A 9,327-nucleotide genomic window follows, 5' to 3' on the forward strand; every position below is an offset into this window, starting at 1 on the left:
TATCATCACACGTGATAAAAGTCAACAATGTCTTTTACTCTAACGGACGCATTTTCTTCATAAAAATAAAATGCGCACTTTACGCTAACTATTCTCATTTATTTTCAAGTGCTTTTTCGGCCATATAGGAGCTTCTTACAAGAGGCCCGGAAGCCACGTATTTAAAACCCATCTCATAGCCTATGCTTTTATACTCCTCAAATACATCGGGATGTATATATTCAACTACAGGGTGGTGTTTTTTAGAAGGGGCAAGATATTGCCCTATTGTTAAGAAATCACAGCCTGCGCTCCTTAAGTCCTCCAAAACCTCAATCACTTCATCCCTTTTTTCACCCAACCCCAGCATAATACCGGATTTTGTCCGGATGCTGCTATTTTCCTCTTTGACATTTCCAAGCAAACCCAGTGACCTTTCATAAACAGCCATAGGCCTTACTGAGGGATAAAGTCTGGGTACCGTTTCAATATTATGGTTGATTATTTCAGGCATGGCATTTATTACTTTGGCGAGAGCTTCCCTGCTTCCTTTAAAATCCGGTATCAATACCTCTATTACAACCTTTTTATCCAGGTTCCTGATTTCCTCAATTACCCTTGCAAAATGCCCGGCTCCTCCATCAGGCAGGTCATCCCTGGTAACAGAAGTTATTACCACATGGTGCAGGTTTAGTTCTGCAACGGCATGGGCTATATGCAGGGGCTCATCTTTATCAACCGGCTGAGGCTTGTTTTTTTCCACGTTGCAAAAAGTGCAGTTCCTTGTACATGTTCTCCCTAGTATCATGAATGTGGCAGTTTTTCTGTTAAAACACTCCATCCTGTTTGGACAGTTGGCCTCTTCACACACTGTATTAAGGGATAACTTCCTCAGGATGTTTTCCACCTCTGCATACTTGCTGTCCCCCTGTATCCTGATTCTCAGCCAATCGGGTTTTTGTTCGTACATTGTATAATCTCCTCTTCACATTATTGTATAATCTCCTCTTCATACTCAAGATTGAATATTTGGCAAAAATAATCAATAACCAAATCGTTTAATCTTTCAAAATCCTGATGAACCCCTGTTATTTTCTTAAGCGATGTTACTCCCCTGTCTGCAAGTCCGCATGGTATTATCCACTTGAAATGCTCGAGGTCCGTGTTTACATTAAATGCAAAACCGTGCATGGTAACCCAGTGTTTTACTGCAATCCCTATAGCAGTAATTTTTTCTTCCCCTATCCATACGCCGGTATACTTTTTTTCTTCCCTGTGGGCTTCAATACCATATTCTTTCTTGAGAAGCCGGATAAATACCTCCTCAATTTTCCAAACAAAGTCTTTTATATCCCTTCCATGTCTCTTCAAATCCATAACCGGATAACCCACTATCTGTCCGGGGCCGTGGTAGGTAACATCTCCACCCCGGCTCACTTCGTATATGTTAACGCCACTGGATTTCAGTACATCTTCAGGCACTATTATGTTACTATATTTTCCGCTTCTTCCTATGGTAAGTACCGGGGGGTGTTCCACCAGCAACAATATATCTTCCCTTTCACCTGATTGTACCTCCTTCATCATCTTTTCCTGAAGCTCAAGGGATTCCTGGTAGTCCACCATTCCCAGTTTTGCAACATTTATCTTTTTCATCGTCTCATTTACAGCTATAGCATCTCCCTCATATTATTTATCATATTATTTAAAGTATTATTTATTTATAGTGCCACCAACCCGTAACTTAAGTTACAGGTACATACCCTATTATTTAGTACGAGCACATACTCTATTATATGGCATTATATAGCTTTGGCATGCGTCAACAAATACTTTTCAGCTTCTACACACCACAAACCATTGTTGTTCTTAACAATTTCAGCCAACTTTGCGAAAAGAGGTTCTATCTTTCCTTTTTCCTCAAAATCAGCTATGGCCGTAAGTTCCATTTGGATATTAGTGTAAATCAGTTTCTTCCCGCCTGGTATATTCGGTAATTTTAATGTAGTTTCAACAACACTGTCAAGGCCTCCTATATGAGTAACCATTGCTGCAGGGTTTATCAAACCCTTCTCCATCATTTCCAGGGACTCAACCATATCATCGGTATTTCCTCCACTTGTGCCTACAATATGGGTCGAGTTGTAATGCACGTTATAGAAGTTCAATTCTGCCGTAAAGTTAGGATTTGTAGGTCCTGCAAAAAAGTTTAAGCACCCGTCCTTGCCCAGTATTTTGTCTCCCTGTTCAACAACTGCCCTTACAGGAGCAAATACAAAAACATCATCATATCCTTCCCCGCCTGTAAAAGAGGTAAGGTATTCCGGAACGTTTTCTACATTGGCTGTGTTTACGTATTTGAGGGTAACACCATTTTTCGCGGCTTCTTCAACAGTATAAATAGAAGCCGCCCTTTTTAACCTGGCTTCATCTATGTCGGTTACGACAAGAAGTCCAGGCCTCCTGTCACAATGAATAACATAGTCAATAGCACCAAGTCCCATTGGCCCTACACCTGCCAATATAGCCATATTACCCCCTTTTTTAATACCCATGCTGTGTATATATGAACCTGCCGTGGTATGATAACTGGCATGGAACGCACCCACTATACAGGACATGGGTTCAGCAAGAGAACCGTAAAAGTAGGCTTCACCGTCATAATTCAAAAGGCAATTCTTTTCCATAACTTCGTTAGGTATTATTATATAAGTGGCAGCTCCCCCAATATATTGGAATGTATATCCGGGAGCAGCATAGGGGTTGCTCTCCAGATTCAGGGCAGGTTGGATGGAAAACTTGTTTCCCACCTTGAATTTGTGATGCCATTTTTTCCCTACTTCCACTATTTCCCCGCAAAATTCATGCCCTATTATAATAGGGTTCTTATCCACATCCTTCGGCACTCTTTTATGGTCGGCACCCTGTATTGCTGCCTTGTAAGAGGACATGCATATACTGTCTGAAACTACCCTGGCCAGGATTTCATCATCTTTAACCTTAGGAAGTTCAAACTCTTCCATCCTTAGATCATTTTTTCCATATAGCCTCACTGCTTTTGTTTTCATTTTAATCCCACCTTATTTTTATTTTTGTATTTACTGCTTTATTTTTGCGTTTACTGTTCAGGTTTTGCCTTTAAATTTTACAATATTATACAAAACAAACATATTAGTAAAATTTCATTTACTTTTTTAATTATATCAAAAAAATGATATTTTTGAACATGATTCTGTTAAAATTTATTATAAATGCACATATATTATAATTATAAATCCTGCACTTCGCATCCATAGTTTATTTACCATCATGTTTTAATATGGCAGTATGCGATTTCCTATATTCACAAATCCGCTAACAATCATTTCTTTTCAATCTCTTATGATTCAAATACCTCTTTGAGTGGTGCCTGCAGGCCATCAAACCAATACGATTTTACAACTTCACTGTTTTTATACGTTACAAACGAGTCAATCTGAAAATCTTTGAACCCGTAAACCAGTACGGTTCTTCCCTCAGGGTCTACTACCCAGAATTCCTTTACACCCGACAGCATATAAGTATTCAATTTATCTACCATGTCTTTAGACCTGGTACCAGGCGATAATATCTCTACCACCAGCGTTGGTGTTCCCATATACCGCCCCCTTTCGTCCACAGTATGCTCCAAGTCACAGGCAATAAGCAAATCAGGCTGCATCACATCCGGATCTTTAAAATCTTTTTTATAAAAGTGTACATCAAAAGGTGAATAGAATACCTTACAAGGCTTTCCCTTCAGATAATTTCTTAACAGGATATATAGATTTCCGGAAATATCCTGATGATAGGTGCTTGGGGACGACAACAGGACAATCTCCCCATTGATGTACTCCATACGCAGATCGCTTTTTTCATAAATTTCCATGAATTCTTCATAGGATACCTTTTTTCCACCGTACTGATAATCCGGAGCTTTTTCCCGTACGGTAAAATACCTCTCAATATCCGTAATATACGGTGTCATGCGAACTACTTTCTTGCCGTTTTTTGTAATTACTACCTCGTTATCATCACATACATAATCCAGGTATTTCCCAAGGTTGGACTTCAATTCTGTGGCTGTGATTACCACTTTATTTTCCTTTTCCATATTCATATCACCCCGTACTATAGTTTTATTTCGTACAATATAGCTTTTGGTTTTGTACATATATAATATTATATCGTACGATTATTTGCAATATTATACTGCAATGCCACTATTTAAAATACAGGGTTCATAATATCATAAAACCGCCGTTTATGAAACATCGGATCTTTCCTTAAGGAAGATACCTCAAAATTTCTGTGATGAAAATAATAAAATAGCGCATAGCACAATTTACAGGGCTATATATGGGTTTGGCAAAAGTATAGCCGACAGCGATAAAATAAGAGGCAGTATCAAGGAGCTTAAGGATAGGTATTTATCTTCAAGCGAGGGATATATACCTGAAAAGTCCCTGTATGAGAATACCTTCCGGCGAGAATCCGCATTAAGGGAACTGCTTTTACCCCTTGCAAACTTAAGGTTTGAACCAAATTTATGCAAGACATTCTACATATATATAAAAGTTTCAAGAACAGTATTATCAGGATTGGACCCACTTGTCAGCTCAATATATGCAAGATGATTTTTACGTTAAAAAGTGAAACACCAATAGTGCTGCCGGAAGTGATATATTGAAAAATACAGAGGGTGGAAATTAAAATTTGCTATCAAATGTAAAAAAAAGAGAGTTGATGCTGTTTCCCAGGTAGTAAAAAAGTAAAATCAGTTAGTAAAAAAACGGCCTCTTAAAAGGAAAACTTGGTAATCAAACAAACGATAAAATTGTTGTGTTTGTTTATCGTCATAGCTTGCTACTATTCTTATATAGAATTGGAGATACACCAATATATTTTTTAAAAACTCTTGAAAAATGTTCTACATTTGCATAACCAACTTTCTCGGATATTTCTGTCATTTTCATATTTGTAGTTGTCAAAAGCTTTTTAGCTTTTTCTAACCGCAAAAGACTAATATACTCTTTGATTCGGACTCCGGTTTCACTTGCGAATTTTCTACTTAAATAACTCTCATTGAATCCAAACTTTTGTGCAATTTCTCTAAGTGATAAATTCTTTCCAAAATTTTGCTCAAGATAAAGTTTTATTAGAGTGATTGGTTGTGTACCTTTTAATGATAAGAAATAGTTCTCTATTTCATTAATTTGGTTCGAGATCCACTTTTCTAATTGGGTAAAGGAAGTAAAGTTGCTGATTTGTTGTTTTACATGGATACTATCCCCTTTGAATTTGTTTGGAAGAAGTCCAAGATCGAAAATATGGTTGATAAGGTATAAATATAGCTCTAATGTTACTTCCAATACAACTTTTTTATCAATCCGATGGAATTTTAGTAATTCCAAAAAGCTAATCAATACTTCTTTAACTTTATTAAAATCTATGTTGTTTATATGATAACGCAGGTCATCCTTGAATTTTATAGTATTTACCTCATAGATCTCGCTAGATGAAAATTGACTTTCATGGAAGAATTTATCATCAAGATAGAATTTTAGAGATTCGATTCGTTCAATTGCCTGTGTGCATAACGAATCTAATGTATGCAGTGTTCCAATATCGCTAATTCCAACTAAGTAATTGTGGGTCGTTTCTTTGAGAATTTGTTCCCTTACAATGTTTTGTATTTTTCTAAATAATAGATTTTCTTTTGAGGAAACCTTGAAACTAGCAATGTCAAAAACCACTATAATCCCTTTAAGGAATACTAGCCATATGATGGAATATTCCTGTTCCATATTTTTTAGATTTAACTTTATACAATCCTCATACTTATTTTGACAGTGATTAATTACTAAAACTATATACTGACTATTTAACTTCAGAGTAGTATTCTTTTGTGCTGTTTCTCTAAAGTAAGTTTCTAAATATTTTTTTCTCTTTGGTGTTTCCAGAACTAGTTGTTTATAACGTTCAAGCGCATCAAGCATGTTTGTTGAATCAATATCCTCTTTTAGAACATAATCAAGTGCACCGGCTTGAAAAGACTTTTTTACAAGATGAAAATCACTATAGGAGCTTAAAACAACAAATTTGGTATCGGGCTTAATTGCCAGAGCCTTTTCAATTAAAATGTATCCATCCATATGAGGCATTTTTACATCAGTGAAAACAATATCAACATCATTTTGTGCTATAAATGATAAAGCAGTATATCCATCGTAAGCAAGGCCAATGATTTCCATATCAAACATTTTCCATGGAACTTTCTGTTTTAATACCTCTAACACAATGGGTTCATCGTCTACCAGCAAAATTTTGATCATTGCCTTAATCCCCCCGATAAATTATAAGTTCTCTCGGAAACCATTCCGAGCATTGAAAAATAATGTATCAATAAAGTTGACATAAAGCTATTCACTCCAATTCTGACCATATATTAACATCTTATATAATATATCCCTAATTGCAAAAATGGCTGATTTTAGAATATATTATCAGATATTTAATAATATACAGCCATAAATTGTGCTAATAGCCATATATCAAACTTGATTTTGGCAAAACCACTCCAAAATGGAAATAGATACTATTTTTATTCAATAATACCAAAAAGGAGTGGTTTGCTATGCTGTTCTCTAAATCTACACATAAGCAGTATCAGGATTTTGTATTGTCTTTCATCAATGCCTTCTACATCAATGTGAATAAACTTATTCCTGTACTGCGCTATGCCAAACACATTGTCGCCTTCTTCATTTCCGACCTGACAGGCCTCTATGACATCATCAGGCATGCTTACACCAATTCACCCTGCGGAGCCAAACCCAAAGACCCTCTTGCCTTGTTCCGCTCACTTATCCTTATGACTTACTGTAAATTTACAAGCATCGATGCATGGATAAAAGAACTCCGCAACAATGACCTGCTCGCCATACTGAGCGGCTTTCTCCCCTGGGGCTATAAACCCTCAGGCAATGAGTCCTATCTCCCGGATACCATACCAGGCGTCGGTACCTTCTACGACTTCATGGACCGTCTCGTAATTATTGATAAACTCTTCCACAAATCCCATTACAGAAGGCCAAGAAACTCGGATCTCTGGAACACCCTTTACAACAAGCGGCCTTCTACAGAACGCTGCAACGACCGTATTAAAAACGACTTCGCCATAAAGCATGCCGGCGTGCGTTCCATCCAGCGCTGGACAGTCAGGGTTTTCCTCGGCGCTTTTTGCATGTATATCGATGCCTGGTACAAAAACTGTGATTTGAAAATCACTGACTTGTTCCCGGTTTTAAAAGATATACCTGCCTAAATGCCCATAAATTTATCCCTTCATTAGAGAACCTGTCATCTTCCAGGTTCAGCTTCGCTATGCACATTTTCAAGGTCCAATTCTTAACTCCTTGCCATTTTTTTCTTTATATTGGTATTTTAAGGCTTATTTCCTCTAATTCCTAAATCTGTTTTCAAGTTCACTTATTTTTGTTTTGAATAGGTAACTTAATTATTATAGTTGTTCCCGAATCAATTTTGCTCTTTATCTCCAGACTGTAATCTGCGCCATAGATTAGTTTTAATTTTTCATGAATTCCCCTGATACCAAGATTACTGAAGTTGTTTTTGTTGCTACTGCTATTTATAATTTCATTCATTTTCTGCTCATCTATACCCTTGCCGTTATCTTCAACTTCAAAGAATAAATTATTATCTATTCGATAATTACGAATAGTTATAATACCTTCATTGCTATTCGGGTTGACACCATGGAAAATGCAGTTTTCCACCAGCGGTTGTAATATAAAATTAGGGACATAATACTTATCCAATTCGCTATCAAGTTCATATGAAAAATGAATTTTATTTTCATAAATAATGCTTTGAATATTTATATAGTGCTTCACATTTGAAATCTCATCTTGTACCGTGATAAATTCACCTTCCCTGCTAATACTATTTTTCAATAGCTTTACAAGAGAAGTGACAAGTTCACTGATCAAATCCTGGTTGTTCTTTAGAGCAATATATTTTATAGAATTTAATGTGTTATATAGAAAATGGGGGTTAATCTGAGCTTGGAGTTTTGCCAGCTCCATTTTTTGACTCTTCTTTTCTGTTTTTTCAAGTTTTTCCACTAATGAAATAACTCCGGAACTGATTTTTAGTAATTCATAACATGAAAACTTTCTTAGATCAACTTTCTCAGTTCCAGACTCAATCTCATTGATAAAGTTGATAAGATATTGAAGTGGCTTAGAAATATTTCTGTATATTATATATAGGAAAAACGCAAATATCGTAATACAAATAAGAATTATAATAAAAGCCGAATCCCTAACTATAGTTAGTTCCTTAAAAATAGAATTAAGCGGTATTTTATTTACAATCCTCCACCCGTACTTGTTAGAAGATGAATATATGCATAAATATGCTTCTTTGCCATTTGATACTTGATATGAACCTGCCGGATCTTTAGGGGATATTGCATGCGGAAAATCTGACAATTGTTTTCCAAGTGTGTTATGCTGTGAGGCGATAATAATACGATTTTTATCATCAATTACAAAAAATTGACTATTATTAGGTATATTAGAATAGATTCTCCTAAAGTTTGCTTCTTCTATAGCTATAGATATTACCCCAATTGATTTGAAGCTTTTTTTATCCAGTATAGCCCTGCTAGCAAAAAATAAATAACTATTCGGGTTAATAATACTTCCACTGTTTTTCATACCAATCCAATTAGTTTTTCCTTGCATAGACACTGTGCTTTTATACCACTCGTTATTTCTTATATCATCTTCGTTTAAATATATAATTTCTCGATAATGATAAAACCCTTTAACAGGAGAAATTAAAAAAACATTATTGATTTTGTTTCGAAAGAATAATTTGTCAAAATATTTATCCCAGTTATCAAATAGCACTTTTAAATTGTAATCAATATAGTCAAATCTTGCACTTTTTATCTGGCTTTGAATATTGGAATCATTAACAATTTGGTCAAAATAATTATCAATTCTTATAGCTTCATTCTCAATGTTTATATTGATCTGTTCCAACATATTTATGGCATTATCGGTAATTTTTGTTTTTATGATATCCATTATATAAAAATAGCTTAAAAGGCTAAAGCATAAAACCGGGATTATAATGAAGAACAAAAAGGAGGCTATGAGTAAATTCTTTGAAAGGGCCTCTTCATAAAATTTTTTATACAGCAATAGAGCATATTTTAAAAAAGGGCTGGTTTTTTTAAGAGCAGCATGTTATAATAAAAATATGGAAACAGGTGTATATAGCAAGGATAAGAAAATT

General features: G+C 35.5%; 7 protein-coding genes. 1 reads left to right on the forward strand and 6 read right to left on the reverse strand.

Annotation, left to right across the window (positions count from 1 at the left end):
* Window positions 1-94: 94 nt before the first annotated feature.
* From lipA to HPY74_03110, 5 genes are all read right to left on the reverse strand, one after another.
* Entirely contained in the window at window positions 95-949 is an 855-nt protein-coding gene (gene lipA, locus HPY74_03090; GenBank protein ID NSW89663.1) for a lipoyl synthase, read from the reverse strand.
* A 20-nt stretch (window positions 950-969) separates the two neighbouring features.
* On the reverse strand, window positions 970-1,635 hold the full coding sequence (lipB, locus tag HPY74_03095) for a lipoyl(octanoyl) transferase LipB (protein NSW89664.1): 666 nt from the start codon (window positions 1,633-1,635) through the stop codon (window positions 970-972).
* A 146-nt stretch (window positions 1,636-1,781) separates the two neighbouring features.
* Window positions 1,782-3,047, reverse strand: coding sequence for a zinc-binding dehydrogenase (locus tag HPY74_03100; protein NSW89665.1), 1,266 nt, complete (start codon window positions 3,045-3,047; stop codon window positions 1,782-1,784).
* 311 nt (window positions 3,048-3,358) lie between these two features.
* Entirely contained in the window at window positions 3,359-4,117 is a 759-nt protein-coding gene (locus tag HPY74_03105) for a type II toxin-antitoxin system Phd/YefM family antitoxin (protein NSW89666.1), read from the reverse strand.
* A 736-nt stretch (window positions 4,118-4,853) separates the two neighbouring features.
* Window positions 4,854-6,332 carry a helix-turn-helix domain-containing protein gene (locus tag HPY74_03110; protein NSW89667.1) on the reverse strand — a complete coding sequence of 493 codons (1,479 nt, stop codon included), beginning with the start codon at window positions 6,330-6,332 and terminating at the stop codon, window positions 4,854-4,856.
* Window positions 6,333-6,634: 302 nt separating this feature from the next.
* Here HPY74_03110 and HPY74_03115 point away from each other — a divergent pair, with 302 nt between their 5' ends.
* Entirely contained in the window at window positions 6,635-7,324 is a 690-nt protein-coding gene (locus tag HPY74_03115; protein ID NSW89668.1) for a hypothetical protein, read from the forward strand.
* A gap of 160 nt (window positions 7,325-7,484) precedes the next feature.
* On the opposite strand, the gene HPY74_03120 is transcribed toward HPY74_03115, so the two are convergent.
* Entirely contained in the window at window positions 7,485-9,116 is a 1,632-nt protein-coding gene (locus tag HPY74_03120; protein ID NSW89669.1) for a histidine kinase, read from the reverse strand.
* Window positions 9,117-9,327: the final 211 nt, after the last annotated feature.

Source organism: Bacillota bacterium (assembly GCA_013314855.1).
Lineage (GTDB): Bacteria > Bacillota > Clostridia > Acetivibrionales > DUMC01 > Ch48.

Coding starts and splice junctions, on each gene's coding strand:
- lipA (NSW89663.1), bottom strand. CDS start 949: ATGTACGAACAAAAACCCGATTGGCTGAGAATCAGGATACAGGGGGAC.
- lipB (NSW89664.1), bottom strand. CDS start 1,635: ATGAAAAAGATAAATGTTGCAAAACTGGGAATGGTGGACTACCAGGAA.
- HPY74_03100 (NSW89665.1), bottom strand. CDS start 3,047: ATGAAAACAAAAGCAGTGAGGCTATATGGAAAAAATGATCTAAGGATG.
- HPY74_03105 (NSW89666.1), bottom strand. CDS start 4,117: ATGAATATGGAAAAGGAAAATAAAGTGGTAATCACAGCCACAGAATTG.
- HPY74_03110 (NSW89667.1), bottom strand. CDS start 6,332: ATGATCAAAATTTTGCTGGTAGACGATGAACCCATTGTGTTAGAGGTA.
- HPY74_03115 (NSW89668.1), top strand. CDS start 6,635: ATGCTGTTCTCTAAATCTACACATAAGCAGTATCAGGATTTTGTATTG.
- HPY74_03120 (NSW89669.1), bottom strand. CDS start 9,116: ATGGATATCATAAAAACAAAAATTACCGATAATGCCATAAATATGTTG.